Source organism: Roseobacter weihaiensis (assembly GCF_020622345.1).
GTDB classification, from domain to species: Bacteria; Pseudomonadota; Alphaproteobacteria; order Rhodobacterales; family Rhodobacteraceae; genus Roseobacter; species Roseobacter weihaiensis.
The window spans coordinates 1-15,134 of sequence record NZ_JACNMO010000029.1; the positions used below are offsets into that span (position 1 = coordinate 1).

Below are 15,134 nucleotides of genomic sequence, written 5' to 3' on the forward strand. Positions count from 1 at the left end.
GGGCGACAACGTGAGCTTTGGCGTTGAGCTGATCGCGCCGATTGCGATGGAGAACGGTCTGCGCTTTGCGATCCGCGAAGGCGGCCGCACGGTCGGCGCCGGCGTTGTCTCCAAGATCACCGAGTAAGGAGACCCGGGCGGACCTCAAACGTCGCCCGACCAACCCAAAGGCCGCAGCAAAACTGCGGCCTTTTTTGCGCCCAGATCCCGCATCGCCCCCTCAGGCAATACAAACAAACCGCCGGAAATCTGGGTGCCGCTTTTCCTTGAGCGCTTTCTTTCATGAGGGCAGATCGCCGATCGTCACTCGGGTTTTTCTATCGCAAAACCATCTGAATAATGCAGTGGTCTTTGCCGTTTGATCTTGCATCTCGACGGCGCTTTGGTTGCGTGGAAATGACAGTTTGGTTGCCAAAACTTCAGATTCTAGTATTGCCGCCGTCGGCCAGAATTCCCACCGGTGTTGCGCAAATGATCTGGCACTATGCGCTTTAATGCGTAGTATGGGCGCAATAAGAGTATAGAAAGAAACGTGTTTTCCGCGATGGCGACCTCAAGATTTTTCGTCGGCAATACGCCGCCCTGCAAAAAACCTAGATCTCGTGCTCCGGAAATCTACCGGGATAATTGCGATGACGACAAAAGAACGTCTGGCCTCAGATCAGGGTACATCTGCACGGCTGATTGGAAAGCGTGTGTTTTTTCTCCTGATCGGGGTCTTTGCCTTGGCGATGATCGCAGCAGTGCCTCAGGCTACCGCGTCCGATTTGATTCTAGGTATCGGCCAAGACAATATCGATAGCGATCAGTCCTCCGCGACGACTCTTCAGGTGGAATATCATGCAAACCCGTTGCGGGAATACACATGGGGGCAGGTTTCACCTTTGGCGGTCATCGACATTGACAGCGACGGCGATGGCTATGCGGGCATTGGGCTGGCGGCCTTGTGGAACACTTCTGAGAAATGGTTTGTCGAGGGAAGCGTTGCAGCAGGGTATTACGACAGGGGCAGTGACGGCGTGAATCTGGGCGGCAATCTGCAGTTCAGAACACTGGTGGGTTTTGGCTTTCGCACATCGGTGTCCTCACGGGTGTCCGTGGCGGTCGATCATTTGTCAAATGCCGGGCTGAACGACATCAACCCCGGACGAAATGCGATCACGGTTCGCTACGCCAGATCCTTTTGATCGCATTCCGCCGCCGGGCTCTATAAGACAGTGCAGCGGGGACAAAAAAACATAAACCCCATTGCCTTTTGTCGCGACTCCCCCTAAACGCACGACAGTTCTTGAAAGGGTGCGTCTCGGCGCGCCCTTATCAGTTCTTAAAAGACGCGATGAAGGTGTGCGATGAGCGTTCATCTTCCTCTCCGATCTGAGCCCTTACCAAGGGATGATGACATATGGCCGTACAAAGCCAAAACATCCGTATTCGCCTCAAGGCGTTTGACTATCGGGTGCTGGATGCCTCCACACAAGAAATCGTCAACACTGCCAAGCGCACCGGCGCGTCTGTTCGCGGCCCGATTCCGCTGCCGAACAAGATCGAGAAATTCACCGTTCTGCGTGGTCCTCACGTGGACAAGAAATCCCGTGACCAGTTCGAAATCCGCACGCACAAGCGTCTGCTGGACATCGTCGATCCGACCCCCCAGACCGTGGACGCGCTGATGAAGCTCGACCTGGCCGCTGGTGTGGACGTCGAGATCAAGCTGCAATCATAAGCTTCAGGAGGGTAATATCATGTTGCGCTCAGGCGTTATTGCAAAAAAGGTCGGGATGACCCGGCTGTTCATGGAAGACGGCAAGCAGATCCCTGTAACCGTTCTTCAACTCGACAAGCTGCAGGTCGTGGCCCAGCGGACCGTTGAAAAGGATGGCTACACAGCTGTTCAACTCGGTGCGGGTGTTGCCAAAGCCAAGCGGACATCTCAGGCCATGCGCGGTCACTTCGCTTCCGCGAAGGTGGAACCCAAGCGCAAGGTTGCGGAATTCCGCGTGGACGAAGAGAACCTGATCGGGGTCGGCGAAGAGATCATCGCGGATCACTACTTCGAAGGTCAGTTCGTTGATGTGGCCGGCACCTCCATCGGTAAGGGCTTTGCCGGTGCGATGAAGCGTCACAACTTCGGTGGCCTGCGCGCCTCGCACGGGGTGTCGATCTCTCACCGGTCGCACGGCTCCACCGGTCAGTGTCAGGATCCGGGCAAGGTTTTCAAAGGCAAGAAAATGGCCGGTCACATGGGCGCTGCCCGTGTCACCACGCAAAACCTGCAGGTTGTGCGCACGGATACAGACCGTGGTCTGATCATGGTGAAAGGCGCTGTCCCCGGCTCCAAAGGCGGTTGGGTGACGGTCAAGGATGCGGTAAAAAAGCCGTTTCCTGAGAATGCGATCCTGCCTGCAGCCCTGAAATCCGCAGCCGAAGAAGCCGCGAAAGCCGCTGAGGAAGCCGCCGCAGCGGCAGCCGCGGAAGCCGAAGCCGAAGCCAAGCGCCTGGCCGAAGAGCAAGCCGCGCAAGAAGCCGAGGCGCTGAAGGCAGCCGAAGCCGATATTGAAGCAGAAAAGTCTGATGACGCGCCTGCCGCGGAAGAAGACAAGAAAGAAGGTGACGCATGAAACTCGATGTCATCAAACTCGACGGCAAGAAGGCCGGTTCGGTAGATTTGGACGAAGCTCTGTTCGGTCTCGAACCCCGTGCCGACATCCTGCACCGCGTCGTGCGCTGGCAGCGCAACAACGCGCAGGCCGGCACGCATAAGGTCAAGACCCGGTCCGAGGTCAGCTATTCGACCAAGAAGATCTACCGCCAGAAAGGCACCGGTGGCGCACGCCATGGCGCACGTTCTGCCCCGATCTTCCGCGGCGGTGGCGTCTACAAGGGCCCGAAAGTCCGCAGCCACGGCCACGAGCTGACCAAGAAGTTCCGCAAGCTGGGCCTGTGCCATGCGCTCAGCGCCAAGATGAAAGCGGGCGAGCTGGTCATCATCGACGAGGCCTCCTCCGAAGGCAAAACCGCCGCTCTGGCCAAGCAGGTTGCAAACCTGGGCTGGAAACGCGCGCTGGTCATCGACGGGGCGTCCGTGGACGAGGGTTTCGCCCAGGCCGCGCGCAACATCGACGGTCTGGATATCCTGCCGACGATGGGCGCAAACGTATATGACATCCTCAAGCGTGACACCCTGGTGATCACGAAGGCGGGTGTCGAAGCACTGGAGGCTCGTTTGAAATGAACGCCAAGGCAGAACATTACGATGTGATCCGCAAGCCGATCATCACCGAGAAAGCCACCATGTCGTCCGAGAATGGCGCCGTGGTGTTCGAAGTGGCGATCGACAGCAACAAACCCCAGATCAAGGAAGCTGTCGAGGCGCTCTTTGGTGTGAAGGTCAAAGCGGTCAACACCACGATCACCAAAGGCAAAGTGAAGCGCTTCCGTGGCCAGCTTGGCAAACGGAAAGACGTCAAGAAAGCCTATGTGACGCTGGAAGCTGGCAACACGATTGACGTGTCCACCGGGCTTTGAACCGGAGGACCTGCGAACAAGGAAGGCTCTCGCGGAAGCGGGGGCCTTTTTAGTGGGATCTGACAAAATCCGTTGTCTTCTTTTGCGGTGGGCCAGAGAAATCCATATCTGGCGATACTCCGCAAACAGTCTTAGTGTGTCATATGCCGGATGTGATTGATCAGGGGACAGGACCGGTTGTGGTTTTTCTGCATGGTGCCGGAGTTGACAACAGGCTCTGGGATCCCCAGGTCGCCGCTTTTGAGCAGACCCACAGGGTCATTGTGCCGAATTTGCCGGGGCATGGTGGGGTTCCCGCGGTCACGGACGTGACCCAGATGGCAGATCATGTCAGAGCGGTGCTGAAGGACCTTGGGATTACGCGTTATGCTGTTGTCGGCCTATCCCTTGGGGGCATGGTCGCATTGGATATGGCGGGCCGATGGCCAGAGGAAGTGACCCATCTTGCCATGATCGAATCCGTTCCCATTGTGACGGACCATCCCGCGTTGCGTGCTTTTGGAAAGCTGGTGATCGGAATGTTTCGTTTCGTACCGCCCAAGCTTCTGGCCAAGCTGCCGGCTCGGCAGATGGGTGCTGAGTCAACCGATGCGGCCAGGTATCTCAAACAAGCGCTCTCCAAAGGCACCGCGCATAACACATACCAAGTATTGCGTGCTGCTCTGGCTTATGACGGGCGTGCGTATCTGCCAATGATCCAAATGCCAACGATGGTTCTCGTGGGTGAAAGGAACAAGGCCACGCATGCGCGGGCGCAGGGCATGTGTGATGTGATCGTGCATTCCGAGTTTTTCGTCGTGCCGGCTGCGGGGCATATTGCCAATCTTGACGCGCCGGAGTTTGTCACCACCCGCTTGAAAGTGCTGCTGACTTAAATCTGGCGTGACGGTGTTGTTGGGGGCTTTGCGTATTTCGCGCACTAGCGCCTTGACCCTCACCTATTGCTCCCCTAAACGAACGCATCGGTAAGGCCCCGGATTCGTCCGGGGCTTCGCCTTTGTCCATATGGACATCCAAGTCGGGCACCTACGGGGGCCTTTATACCATAGGCGTCGCGAGGCGCCGCACAGCAAAACGGAAGACAGACAACATGGCACTCAAGTCGTATAAACCGACGACGCCGGGCCAGCGTGGGCTGGTACTGATCGACCGTTCGGAGCTCTGGAAAGGCCGCCCGGTCAAAGCCCTCACGGAAGGCTTGACCAAGCATGGCGGACGGAACAACACCGGACGGATCACGATGCGCCGCAAAGGCGGCGGGGCCAAGCGCCTCTACCGGATCGTTGACTTCAAACGGAACAAGATGGATGTGACGGCCACGGTCGAGCGCATCGAATATGACCCCAACCGCACAGCTTTCATCGCCCTCGTGAAATACGAAGATGGCGAGCAGGCCTATATCCTGGCACCACAGCGTCTGGCCGTGGGTGACACAGTGATTGCGTCGCAAAAAGCGGACATCAAGCCCGGCAATGCGATGCCCTTCTCTGGCATGCCGATCGGGACGATTATCCACAACATCGAGATGAAGCCCGGCAAAGGCGGTCAGATCGCCCGTGCCGCCGGCACCTACGCCCAGTTTGTGGGCCGCGACGGGGGCTACGCTCAGATCCGTCTGAGCTCCGGCGAACTGCGTCTTGTGCGTCAGGAATGCATGGCCACTGTTGGTGCCGTGTCTAACCCCGACAACTCGAACCAGAACTACGGCAAAGCGGGCCGCATGCGCCACAAGGGCATCCGCCCGTCGGTGCGTGGTGTCGTGATGAACCCGATCGATCACCCGCACGGTGGTGGTGAAGGCCGGACCTCTGGTGGTCGTCATCCGGTGACCCCCTGGGGCAAGCCGACAAAGGGTGCAAAAACCCGTAACAAGAAAAAAGCGTCCAGCAAGCTCATACTGCGCTCGCGGCACGCCAAGAAGAAGGGGCGTTAATTTATGTCTCGTTCAGTATGGAAAGGTCCTTTTGTCGACAGCTACGTGTTGAAAAAGGCCGAAGCGTCTCGCGAGAGCGGCCGCAACGAAGTGATCAAGATCTGGTCACGCCGCTCGACGATCCTGCCCCAGTTCGTGGGCCTGACGTTTGGTGTGTACAACGGTCACAAGCACATCCCCGTGAACATTTCCGAGGACATGATCGGTCAGAAGTTCGGGGAATATTCGCCCACGCGGACCTACTATGGTCACGCCGCTGACAAGAAGGCGAAACGCAAATGAGCAAGGATAAGAATCCCCGCCGCGTGGCGGACAACGAAGCAATGGCAAAGCTGCGCATGCTTCGCACAAGCCCGCAGAAACTGAACCTCGTCGCCGCAATGATCCGCGGCAAGAAGGTGGACAAGGCCCTGACGGACCTGACCTTCTCCAAGAAACGGATCGCACTGGACGTGAAGAAATGCCTTCAGTCCGCGATTGCGAATGGCGAAAACAATCACAACCTGGACGTGGACGAGCTGGTCGTCGCAGAGGCTTACGTGGGTAAGAACCTGACAATGAAACGCGGTCGTCCACGGGCACGTGGCCGGTTCGGCAAGATCATCAAGCCGTTCTCGGAAATCACGATTGTCGTACGCCAAGTTGAGGAGCAAGCCTAATGGGTAACAAAGTCAATCCGATTGGCATGCGCCTGCAGGTGAACCGCACCTGGGACAGCCGCTGGTATGCCGACACGAAGGATTACGGGGACCTCCTGCTGGAAGACCTCGCGATCCGTGAATTCATCAAGAAAGAATGTCATCAGGCCGGTGTGGCCCGTGTGATCATCGAACGCCCGCACAAGAAGTGCCGCGTCACGATCCACACAGCCCGCCCCGGTGTCATCATCGGCAAGAAAGGTGCAGACATCGAAGGTCTGCGCCAGAAGATTGCCAAGATGACCGACAGCGAGCTGCACCTCAACATCGTTGAAGTGCGCAAGCCCGAACTGGACGCGGCATTGGTCGGTGAGAGCATTGCACAACAGCTGGAACGCCGGGTGTCTTTCCGCCGCGCCATGAAGCGTGCGGTGCAGAACGCCATGCGTATGGGGGCCCTGGGCATCCGTGTGAACGTCGCAGGCCGCCTTGGCGGTGCCGAGATCGCGCGGACCGAATGGTACCGTGAAGGCCGCGTGCCTTTGCACACGCTGCGCGCCGACATCGATTACGCACATGTGGAAGCCACGACCGCATACGGGATCATCGGGATCAAGACCTGGATCTTCAAAGGCGAGATCATGGAACACGACCCAGCCGCGCGGGATCGCAAAGCCCAGGAACTCCAGGATGGTCCGGCCCCACGTGGCGCCGGTGGCCGTCGCTAAGGGGGAATGACAGATGCTACAACCAAAACGCACGAAATTCCGCAAGCAGTTCAAGGGCTCGATCAAGGGTCTGGCGAAGGGCGGGTCTGACCTGAACTTCGGCACCTACGGTCTTAAGGCACTTGAGCCCGAGCGGGTCACGGCCCGTCAGATCGAAGCGGCACGCCGCGCGATGACCCGTCACATGAAACGTCAGGGCCGGGTCTGGATCCGAATTTTCCCGGACGTACCGGTGACGGCCAAGCCCATCGAAGTTCGAATGGGTAAAGGCAAAGGCTCCGTCGACCGTTGGGCGGCGAAGGTCAAGCCGGGCCGTGTGATGTTCGAGATCGACGGCGTCGGGGATGACGTTGCCCGCGAGGCTCTGCGTCTGGCGGCGATGAAACTGCCGATCAAGACACGCGTTGTTGTCCGCGAGGATTGGTAAGCAGCGGGATTTCTGTTGCTACGTGAGCAGATGACGAAGCCCCGATCCATCCAGGTCGGGGCTTTTTCTATGCAGCCGTTTCCATATCCCGCCCACCTACTGTCAGGTGCCGGCACTCAGAAGGGCGGAGTTGTGATCTGCACGGTCTCCTATCGCATAGGAGCTATGGGACACCTGCCAGCATTCGCCATTGAATTTGAGGATTGAAAACACGGCAAAAGGCGCCTGCGTGATGACATTCCTGCTGATGAGCCGTGTTTCATGGGTCGCAGCAACCGTGTTGGCGTCTTTGAAACGGGCCTCGACGCAATGTCGCGCCATGTCTGTGACCCCGCATCTGTCGTAATGCGCCAGAACTGCCTGAAAGACCTGCCGCAGCTCTTCAACCGTGTTGATTGTCCGATGCCCATCAAAGGTCTCCAACACCGTCGGCAGCGCGAAATGAGGCCGAAAACTCTCAAAATCCTTGGCCAGAAGAGCATCACCAGTCCGTTCGAGTAGATATTCAGAAACGTCTCGCGCGGTCTCGAAGTCGTATTTTGCTATATCATGCAGGACGCTCTCCGTCTCATGCCGTAGGTCTGGGCAACAACCTCCTTGGAAAAACCTTGCAAATCAAGTCTATGCTACAGATCGTGTGTCAAATCGGTCGAATATTGCCCGACTTTTCGCCCAGGTGGCGGTCTTGAGCCCGATCGCTGGCGACGATCCCGTCAGGCACATTAAGCCCAGGCGTAGTTGAAGCTGACGCTGATGCGTTCATCCTCGGCCATGTTGACGGGCACCTCATGGCGCAACCAGCTTTCCCACAGCAAGACATCGCCTGGTGCGGGTTGTTGGTAGTGAAAGCTCTGCAACTCTCTGCGGGCGCTCTTGAGCCGCGGCGGCGCAGCCATCATCATCTGCAGCCGGGGATCCTCGAACTTGATGGCACTGGCGCCATCCGGAACCGCCACATAGGTCGTACCGCTAATCACTGAATGGGGATGTATGTGGGAGGTATGCACACCGCCTGTGGGCAGGATGTTGATCCAGATGTCTTCTAACACCAGTTTGCGACCGTCGAGGTCAAGCTCCAGATCCTTGGCGAAGATCCTGACGTGTTTGTTCAGCACCTTCACCAGATCTTTGAAGATCGGGAACCGGTAGGGCAGGTCGGTCAGCGAAGCGTAGCTGGTATATCCAGGGTAGCCGTTTTCATCGCACCAGTTCTGACCCGCTTCATCGTCTTGGGCGATGGACCAGCAAGAGGCTTCAAGATCGGAGGTATCCATTGGCTTGCCTTGTTCCGCCAAGGCCGCGCGATAGATCCGGGTGACAAAGAGGGATTCGATACTGGACATGGGATTGTCTTACCGGAGCCATCGGATCAACGCGAGGCCTGTCTTTCGATCCGATACAGTCGATGTGGCTAGGCTGCTGCTGTCCATACTCTTGAACAAATGGAACCGAAAACGGGGGATTTCTTGACTCTGAGCGTGTCAACGTTAACAATTATTAATATTTGGTTAACAGGTGATAGTTTAATGCGCTACCTTTTCCCGTCTTTATTGATGATTTTCGTTTTTGTAGGTGCGACTGCTGTAACAGCCGCAACTTACACTTATAAATATACTGGTCAGGCTTTCAGCACGGAGGGATTGAAGCCCTGGGAGATTGCCTTTCTGAACAACGCGTACACCGGCGATGGTCCGACGGCGGGGCGCCTGTCGTTTGAGATCGAAGTGAACTGTGGCGATAATGATATTCTTTGCTCGAATACCACAATGGATAGCGGGTGGACCGACAACTATGACTACACCGACCTCAGGGCGGTGAATTTTTTAGATTCCGGTGGCTTCTGGCCGGGTCAGACAGATGTATATCTGTCTTTTGACCGCCACGGCATGATCAAGTCATGGGGCCTGACAGGCCACGAGGCCGGGTTTCTGGGAGACTATGCCTCGTCCACTTCCGGTGACAGCTTTTCGTGGTTCGAGTTTGCGGTGGATGATTGGGATAGCACCCGCGCCTTCTATTGCCATCACGTCTTTGGCGAGCGTCTCTACGGCAACAGTGGCGGCGGGTCAGGTCGCACCTGCGAGAATGGTGAGGTGGCCGAGTATTTTCGCGGGCAAGGCGGCTTGCTTTCTGTTGAAACGGGTCCGGGGTCTTGGGCGCGATATGACGAGAATGGGGTGCTGAGCCAACCGCTCCCGTCGGTGCCGCTCCCGGCTTCGGGCTTGTTGCTGGTGTTTGGGTTTGCCGTTTTTGGCTATGTCGGGAAGGGTATAAGGCCCCGGAACGAGCCTTTGGCTATTTCTCTAAAGGAAAGAGGCCAAATTCGATGTCGCTGTCACGTCGGTGCTTGCGGAGGTGCTTGAGTGGATTTGCGGGTTACGAGGGCATGCGGCGGGAAAGATTGATGAGGGGTGAATATTTGACACCGAAGTATGGGGTCCATTCGGAAGATCGTTTATGCTGCCAAACGCGGAACGCCTCCTCTGGAGGCCAAGCCGCAGCTGAATGATGTCATGGATTCGCGAACCCTGTTAACCAAGTCAAACAGACATCACGCTGATCGTCGGCTCCGCACTTGCAATCTGCAAGCGCGGGCACCATCGTCAGTCCAATTGATAAGATAGATTTGCAGGTTATTCTATGTGCGCGCATTTGGTACGACTTTCGTTGGTTTTGTGTTTTGCTATGGCGGTCAATCCCGCCGCAGCACAAAGGTTAAGTTCCCTTCAAATCGACGACAGCTTCGTGGTCACCCCGTTTGGCCCAGGCGATAAAGCCGGGGGACAACAGACTTACGTCATGCTTGCACTGCATAAAGTCGTTAATTTTGATGGCCGGACTTTTGTTTGCGGCGGCCTTTACGGGACAGCACTCCTGAATAAAAAATTCATCCAGCAGGCACAAATCATTGCCTCAGACGGTACGAGGATCAAGCAAGGCCTGACCCGCTTGTCGAGGCTTTCGCAAACAAATGAACAGAGGGCGGAAGTGCAACGTGGCGTCAGACCAACTGGGTCGCTGACAGATATTCTCATGAGACCTATCACGCCCGGCGCGAACCAGTTTTCTGGCCAAGAGGCAAAGTGCATAAGGAGCTGGAAGTCTTGGCGCGCTGTTTTTGGCGATGGGAAGTCGGTATTCACCATGCCGTCCAGAGTTCTTGTCAGGGTACCAGATTGACGTAACCGCTGGAGCACTTCTTATCGAAAGCCCCAAATTTAGTCTTCCGACTGTTCCGTTCTTTGTCGAGGCCGTGCTTTTTTGAGGATGGCTCCCGTCCGGGCGAAAAAATCTTCGATGAAGTCCGAAACACTCGTCTTCGTCAGTCCGCGGGCATCGCGCCGACACGGCAAAGATGGTTCCGGCGCGGGTCGGTGTCCGGAGGATTTGGCAAAGTTTCCGGGCGGAAGCTTTTCCCAAAGGAATAAGGGCTTGCCATAGGCCGGTAACCCTCCTATACGGCCCCTTCATCATGGACTCCACGAGAATCAGGGTGACGCATTTGCTGCGGCCTACTCGTGATGTTGAAAGGAATAGGGCGATGGACGCCAAGGAATTGCATGACAAAACGCCGGACCAGCTGCGTGAAGAGCTGGCCAATCTGAAGAAAACCTCCTTTAACCTGCGTTTTCAACAAGCGACAGGCCAGTTGGAGAACCCTGCACAGATCCGCAAGGCGCGCCGGGATGCGGCGCGTGTGAAAACTGTGTTGAACCAAAAAGCAGCCCAAGCTGCTGCGTCCGAGTAAGGAGAGCCCCCATGCCAAAGCGTATTCTGTCCGGCGTCGTGACCTCCGATGCTAACGCTCAAACCGTGACCGTCAGCGTTGAGCGCCGTTTCACGCACCCGGTTCTGAAAAAGACCATCCGTAAGTCCAAGAAGTACCGGGCACACGATGAGAAGAACACGTTCAAAGTGGGCGACAGCGTCCGCATCATTGAATGTGCACCGAAGTCCAAGACCAAACGTTGGGAAGTGCTGGAAGCCGCTGAGGCCTAAGCACCAACCGCTTAATCGAAACCCTGGGGATATGGCCACGCATCGGTCCCCCAAAGGTCGGGAGAAACCAAATGATCCAGATGCAGACCAACCTGGATGTTGCTGACAACAGCGGCGCACGCCGTGTTCAGTGCATCAAGGTCCTGGGTGGTTCCAAGCGTAAATACGCCTCCGTCGGCGACGTCATCGTCGTGTCGGTCAAGGAAGCCATCCCCCGCGGTCGTGTGAAGAAAGGGGACGTGCGCAAGGCCGTCGTCGTTCGCACCGCCAAGGAAGTGCGCCGTGAAGACGGCACCGCGATCCGCTTTGATCGCAACGCTGCCGTCATCCTCAACAACAACAACGAGCCGATCGGGACACGTATCTTTGGCCCGGTTGTGCGTGAGCTGCGCGCCAAGAACTTCATGAAAATCATCTCGCTCGCGCCGGAGGTGCTGTAATCATGGCTGCTAAGCTGAAAAAAGGTGACAAGGTCATCGTACTGGCCGGCAAGGACAAGGGTAAGACAGGGACAATCTCCTCTGTTGATCCGCAGGCCCGCAAGGCGATTGTGGAGGGTGTGAACATCTCGATCCGCGCCACGCGCCAGTCTCAGACAACCCAGGGCGGCCGCATTCCCAAGGCGATGCCGATTGACCTGAGCAATCTTGCCTATGTGGATGCCAACGGCAAAGCCACGCGGGTTGGGTTCAAAATGGAAGGCGACAAGAAAGTGCGCTTTGCCAAGACGACAGGGGACGTGATCGATGCTTGATAGTGCAACCTACACCCCCCGCCTCAAGACCGCGTATAAGGATACGATCCGCCCCGCGCTGAAAGAAGAGTTCGGCTACAAGAACGACATGCAGATCCCGCGTCTGGACAAGATCGTCCTGAACATCGGCTGCGGTGCCGAGGCCGTGCGCGACAGCAAGAAGGCGAAATCAGCGGTCGAAGATCTGACGCTGATTGCAGGTCAGAAGGCGTTGACCACAACAGCCAAGAAATCCATCGCGGGTTTCCGTGTACGTGAAGAAATGCCATTGGGGGCCAAGGTGACCCTGCGTGGTGACCGCATGTATGAATTCCTCGACCGTCTTATCACGATTGCGATGCCTCGTATCCGCGACTTCCGCGGTGTTTCAGGGCAAAGCTTTGATGGTCGTGGCAACTATGCCATGGGCCTCAAAGAGCATCTCGTGTTCCCCGAGATCGACTTCGACAAGATCGATGAGAACTGGGGAATGGATATTGTGATCGCCACAACGGCGCAAACCGACGCTGAAGCAAAGAGCCTGTTGAAAGCCTTCAACATGCCTTTCAATTCATAAGCGCGGGAAGGATTTAGATATGGCTAAGAAATCTATGATCGCACGTGAGAAGAAGCGCGAACGTCTGGTGGCGAAATATGCCGCCAAGCGCGCCGAACTCAAAGCAATCGTGAACGACCAGGAAAAGCCGATGGAAGAGCGTTTCCGCGCCTCCCTGAAGCTGGCGAAACTGCCGCGCAACTCCAGCGCTGTGCGTCTGCACAACCGCTGCCAGCTGACCGGTCGTCCGCATGCTTATTATCGTAAACTCAAAATTTCGCGGATCGCGCTACGGGATCTTGGCTCGAACGGCCAGATCCCCGGCATGGTCAAGTCGAGCTGGTAAAAGGAGCGCATCACATGAACGATCCCATCGCAGATATGCTGACACGCATCCGGAACTCGCAACTGCGCGGCAAATCCACCGTCATGACCCCGGCGTCGAAGCTGCGGGCATGGGTGCTGGATGTGCTGGCGGACGAGGGCTACATCCGCGGCTATGAGAAGGTCACGGGCGCTGACGGGCACCCAGGCCTGGAGATCAGCCTGAAGTATTACGAAGGCGAACCTGTCATTCGCGAGCTCAAGCGGGTCTCCAAGCCCGGGCGCCGCGTCTACATGGGCGTCAATGACATTCCGGTGGTCCGTCAGGGCCTCGGTGTGTCGATAGTCTCCACCCCCAAGGGTGTGATGTCGGACCAAGCAGCACGCAGCGCCAACGTTGGTGGCGAAGTGCTCTGCACCGTCTTCTAAGGAGGGGCTTATGTCTCGTATTGGTAAAAAACCGGTCGACCTGCCCAGCGGTGTTTCCGCCTCCGTGAGCGGTCAGACCATCGAAGTGAAGGGCCCCAAGGGCACCCGCAGCTTCAAGGCCACGGATGACGTGACCCTGAAGGTCGAGGACAACGTGATCAACATCGAGCCGCGTGGCAAATCCAAGCGCGCGCGCCAGCAGTGGGGCATGTCCCGCACACAGGTGCAAAACTGCGTGACCGGCGTGACGACAGGCTTCAAGAAAGAGCTGGAGATTCAGGGTGTGGGCTACCGGGCGCAGATGCAGGGTAATACGCTCAAGCTGAACCTCGGTTTGTCCCATGACGTGGACTACACTGCGCCCGAGGGTGTGACTGTGACCGCGCCGAAACAGACCGAGATTGTGGTGGAAGGCATCGACGAACAGCTTGTTGGTCAGGTTGCCGCGAACATTCGCGCTTGGCGCAAGCCCGAGCCCTACAAGGGCAAAGGCATCCGCTACAAGGGCGAGTTCATCTTCCGCAAAGAAGGCAAGAAGAAATAGGAACGCGACAATGGCAAACAGCAAAAGACAACTGTTCATCAAACGCCGCTTGCGCGTTCGGAACAAACTGCGCCGCACCAATGCAGGCCGTATGCGCCTGAGCGTGCACCGCTCCAACAAGAACATCTCCGTTCAGCTGATCGACGATGTGGCGGGCAAAACCTTGGCATCGGCGTCTTCGCTCGAAAAAGCTTTGGGCGTCGTGGGCAAAAACAACATCGAAGCGGCCACAAAAGTGGGTGCAGCCATCGCGGAACGCGCGAAAAAGGCCGGTGTTGAAACCGCCTATTTCGACCGGGGCGGTTTCCTCTTTCACGGCAAGGTGAAGGCTGTTGCCGACGCCGCGCGTGAAGGCGGTTTGAAGATCTAAGACTTGTAGGTCGCCCGGACTGGGCGACCTCGATGATCCGGGGGCGCGTCCAAAGATCGGGCGGCCCACCTGGATTGAAATAACCGGGCGTCCTGTTCCAAATCGGGCCCAAAAACAGAGGATGTTCTCAATGGCAGAACGTGAAAACCGTCGCGGCCCCCGCCGTGACCGTGACGAAGCACCGGAATTCGCCGACCGTCTGGTCGCGATCAACCGCGTGTCCAAGACCGTTAAAGGTGGTAAGCGCTTTGGCTTTGCAGCTCTTGTGGTTGTGGGGGATCAGAAGGGCCGTGTGGGCTTTGGCAAGGGCAAGGCGAAAGAGGTGCCCGAGGCCATTCGCAAAGCCACTGAGCAGGCCAAGCGCCAGATGATCCGCGTGCAGCTGCGCGAAGGTCGGACGCTGCACCACGACATGGAAGGCCGTCACGGCGCTGGTAAAGTGGTCATGCGCACAGCGCCTGAAGGGACGGGGATCATCGCCGGTGGTCCGATGCGGGCCGTCTTCGAGATGCTGGGCGTCAAGGACGTTGTGTCCAAATCCATCGGCTCGCAGAACCCCTACAACATGATCCGCGCCACCATGGATGGGTTGCGCAAAGAGTCGAGCCCGCGGTCTGTTGCGCAACGTCGCGGCAAGAAAGTGGCCGACATCCTGCCCAAGCGTGAGGATGCTGTCGATACATCCGCACAAGTGGCTGAGGAGGCTTGAGCATGGCCAAGACACTCGTGATCAAGCAGATCGGCTCCCCGATCCGTCGCCCCGCCAAGCAGCGCGCTACGCTGATCGGCCTGGGCCTGAACAAGATGCACAAGACCCGCGAGCTGGAAGACACACCTTCCGTGCGAGGCATGATCAACTCCATCCCACATATGGTGGAGATCGTGGAAGAGCGCGACTGAGCGTTCCCCGAATATTTTTGAGAGCGCC

Annotated in this window: 27 protein-coding genes; 25 read left to right on the top strand and 2 right to left on the bottom strand. The window is 57.3% G+C overall.

What is annotated here, in order from left to right; translation table 11 throughout:
* The 12 genes from H7847_RS22385 to rplP all read left to right on the top strand — a co-directional run.
* A partial coding sequence (locus H7847_RS22385) for an EF-Tu C-terminal domain-related protein (protein WP_455115535.1) occupies positions 1-127 on the top strand: 127 nt, incomplete at its 5' end.
* Between the two features lie 505 nt (positions 128-632).
* On the top strand, positions 633-1,187 hold the full coding sequence (locus tag H7847_RS22390; protein WP_227271721.1) for an acyloxyacyl hydrolase: 555 nt from the start codon (positions 633-635) through the stop codon (positions 1,185-1,187).
* A 215-nt stretch (positions 1,188-1,402) separates the two neighbouring features.
* On the top strand, positions 1,403-1,723 hold the full coding sequence (gene rpsJ, locus H7847_RS22395) for a 30S ribosomal protein S10 (RefSeq protein WP_195819727.1): 321 nt from the start codon (positions 1,403-1,405) through the stop codon (positions 1,721-1,723).
* A 19-nt stretch (positions 1,724-1,742) separates the two neighbouring features.
* Positions 1,743-2,618, top strand: a complete 876-nt coding sequence (gene rplC, locus H7847_RS22400; RefSeq protein WP_227271722.1) for a 50S ribosomal protein L3 — start codon at positions 1,743-1,745, stop codon at positions 2,616-2,618.
* The gene (gene rplD, locus H7847_RS22405) at positions 2,615-3,232 is read left to right on the top strand and encodes a 50S ribosomal protein L4 (protein ID WP_227271723.1); all 618 of its coding nucleotides are present in this window, start codon (positions 2,615-2,617) and stop codon (positions 3,230-3,232) included. Before rplC ends, rplD begins: the two co-directional genes overlap by 4 nt.
* Positions 3,229-3,525: a 50S ribosomal protein L23 gene (locus H7847_RS22410; protein ID WP_219499974.1), complete on the top strand. Its 297-nt coding sequence runs from the start codon at positions 3,229-3,231 to the stop codon at positions 3,523-3,525. Before rplD ends, H7847_RS22410 begins: the two co-directional genes overlap by 4 nt.
* Positions 3,526-3,668: 143 nt before the next feature.
* Positions 3,669-4,400: an alpha/beta fold hydrolase gene (locus tag H7847_RS22415; protein ID WP_227271724.1), complete on the top strand. Its 732-nt coding sequence runs from the start codon at positions 3,669-3,671 to the stop codon at positions 4,398-4,400.
* Positions 4,401-4,615: 215 nt separating this feature from the next.
* Positions 4,616-5,458 (top strand): 50S ribosomal protein L2, encoded by an 843-nt coding sequence (gene rplB / locus H7847_RS22420; protein ID WP_227271725.1) that lies wholly within the window; start codon positions 4,616-4,618, stop codon positions 5,456-5,458.
* Positions 5,459-5,461: 3 nt separating this feature from the next.
* The gene (gene rpsS, locus H7847_RS22425) at positions 5,462-5,740 is read left to right on the top strand and encodes a 30S ribosomal protein S19 (protein WP_227271726.1); all 279 of its coding nucleotides are present in this window, start codon (positions 5,462-5,464) and stop codon (positions 5,738-5,740) included.
* Positions 5,737-6,117, top strand: coding sequence for a 50S ribosomal protein L22 (gene rplV, locus H7847_RS22430; RefSeq protein ID WP_227271727.1), 381 nt, complete (start codon positions 5,737-5,739; stop codon positions 6,115-6,117). Before rpsS ends, rplV begins: the two co-directional genes overlap by 4 nt.
* Entirely contained in the window at positions 6,117-6,824 is a 708-nt protein-coding gene (rpsC, locus tag H7847_RS22435; RefSeq protein ID WP_195819735.1) for a 30S ribosomal protein S3, read from the top strand. The genes rplV and rpsC overlap by 1 nt, the downstream gene beginning before the upstream one ends.
* 13 nt (positions 6,825-6,837) lie before the next feature.
* Entirely contained in the window at positions 6,838-7,251 is a 414-nt protein-coding gene (gene rplP / locus H7847_RS22440) for a 50S ribosomal protein L16 (protein WP_227271728.1), read from the top strand.
* Positions 7,252-7,353: 102 nt separating this feature from the next.
* On the opposite strand, the gene H7847_RS22445 is transcribed toward rplP, so the two are convergent.
* Together H7847_RS22445 and H7847_RS22450 are read right to left on the bottom strand one after the other, a co-directional pair.
* Entirely contained in the window at positions 7,354-7,674 is a 321-nt protein-coding gene (locus tag H7847_RS22445; protein WP_227271729.1) for a hypothetical protein, read from the bottom strand.
* A 299-nt stretch (positions 7,675-7,973) separates the two neighbouring features.
* A complete protein-coding gene (locus H7847_RS22450) occupies positions 7,974-8,594 on the bottom strand; it encodes a 2OG-Fe(II) oxygenase family protein (RefSeq protein ID WP_227271730.1) in 621 nt (206 codons plus the stop codon).
* Positions 8,595-8,777: 183 nt separating this feature from the next.
* Between H7847_RS22450 and H7847_RS22455 the strand changes: the two genes are divergently transcribed.
* The 13 genes from H7847_RS22455 (at position 8,778) to rpmD (ending at position 15,106) form a co-directional block, all read left to right on the top strand.
* Positions 8,778-9,614 (top strand): hypothetical protein, encoded by an 837-nt coding sequence (locus tag H7847_RS22455; RefSeq protein WP_227271731.1) that lies wholly within the window; start codon positions 8,778-8,780, stop codon positions 9,612-9,614.
* A gap of 322 nt (positions 9,615-9,936) precedes the next feature.
* Complete coding sequence (locus H7847_RS22460) at positions 9,937-10,431, top strand: hypothetical protein (RefSeq protein WP_227271732.1); 495 nt, start codon at positions 9,937-9,939, stop codon at positions 10,429-10,431.
* 361 nt (positions 10,432-10,792) lie between these two features.
* A complete protein-coding gene (gene rpmC / locus H7847_RS22465; RefSeq protein WP_227271733.1) occupies positions 10,793-10,999 on the top strand; it encodes a 50S ribosomal protein L29 in 207 nt (68 codons plus the stop codon).
* 11 nt (positions 11,000-11,010) lie between these two features.
* Positions 11,011-11,250: a 30S ribosomal protein S17 gene (gene rpsQ, locus H7847_RS22470; protein ID WP_195819740.1), complete on the top strand. Its 240-nt coding sequence runs from the start codon at positions 11,011-11,013 to the stop codon at positions 11,248-11,250.
* A gap of 71 nt (positions 11,251-11,321) precedes the next feature.
* Complete coding sequence (gene rplN, locus H7847_RS22475; RefSeq protein WP_121899038.1) at positions 11,322-11,690, top strand: 50S ribosomal protein L14; 369 nt, start codon at positions 11,322-11,324, stop codon at positions 11,688-11,690.
* 2 nt (positions 11,691-11,692) lie between these two features.
* Positions 11,693-12,004: a 50S ribosomal protein L24 gene (rplX, locus tag H7847_RS22480; protein WP_227271734.1), complete on the top strand. Its 312-nt coding sequence runs from the start codon at positions 11,693-11,695 to the stop codon at positions 12,002-12,004.
* A complete protein-coding gene (gene rplE, locus H7847_RS22485; RefSeq protein ID WP_227271735.1) occupies positions 11,997-12,560 on the top strand; it encodes a 50S ribosomal protein L5 in 564 nt (187 codons plus the stop codon). Before rplX ends, rplE begins: the two co-directional genes overlap by 8 nt.
* Before the next feature lie 19 nt (positions 12,561-12,579).
* Positions 12,580-12,885: a 30S ribosomal protein S14 gene (gene rpsN, locus H7847_RS22490; RefSeq protein ID WP_227271736.1), complete on the top strand. Its 306-nt coding sequence runs from the start codon at positions 12,580-12,582 to the stop codon at positions 12,883-12,885.
* 14 nt (positions 12,886-12,899) lie between these two features.
* Positions 12,900-13,292, top strand: a complete 393-nt coding sequence (gene rpsH, locus H7847_RS22495) for a 30S ribosomal protein S8 (protein ID WP_227271737.1) — start codon at positions 12,900-12,902, stop codon at positions 13,290-13,292.
* A gap of 10 nt (positions 13,293-13,302) precedes the next feature.
* The gene (rplF, locus tag H7847_RS22500; RefSeq protein WP_227271738.1) at positions 13,303-13,836 is read left to right on the top strand and encodes a 50S ribosomal protein L6; all 534 of its coding nucleotides are present in this window, start codon (positions 13,303-13,305) and stop codon (positions 13,834-13,836) included.
* 10 nt (positions 13,837-13,846) lie between these two features.
* Positions 13,847-14,206, top strand: coding sequence for a 50S ribosomal protein L18 (gene rplR / locus H7847_RS22505; RefSeq protein ID WP_227271739.1), 360 nt, complete (start codon positions 13,847-13,849; stop codon positions 14,204-14,206).
* A gap of 130 nt (positions 14,207-14,336) precedes the next feature.
* Positions 14,337-14,915 (top strand): 30S ribosomal protein S5, encoded by a 579-nt coding sequence (gene rpsE / locus H7847_RS22510; protein WP_227271740.1) that lies wholly within the window; start codon positions 14,337-14,339, stop codon positions 14,913-14,915.
* A gap of 2 nt (positions 14,916-14,917) precedes the next feature.
* Positions 14,918-15,106 carry a 50S ribosomal protein L30 gene (gene rpmD, locus H7847_RS22515; RefSeq protein WP_227271741.1) on the top strand — a complete coding sequence of 63 codons (189 nt, stop codon included), beginning with the start codon at positions 14,918-14,920 and terminating at the stop codon, positions 15,104-15,106.
* The last annotated feature ends 28 nt before the right edge of the window (positions 15,107-15,134 follow it).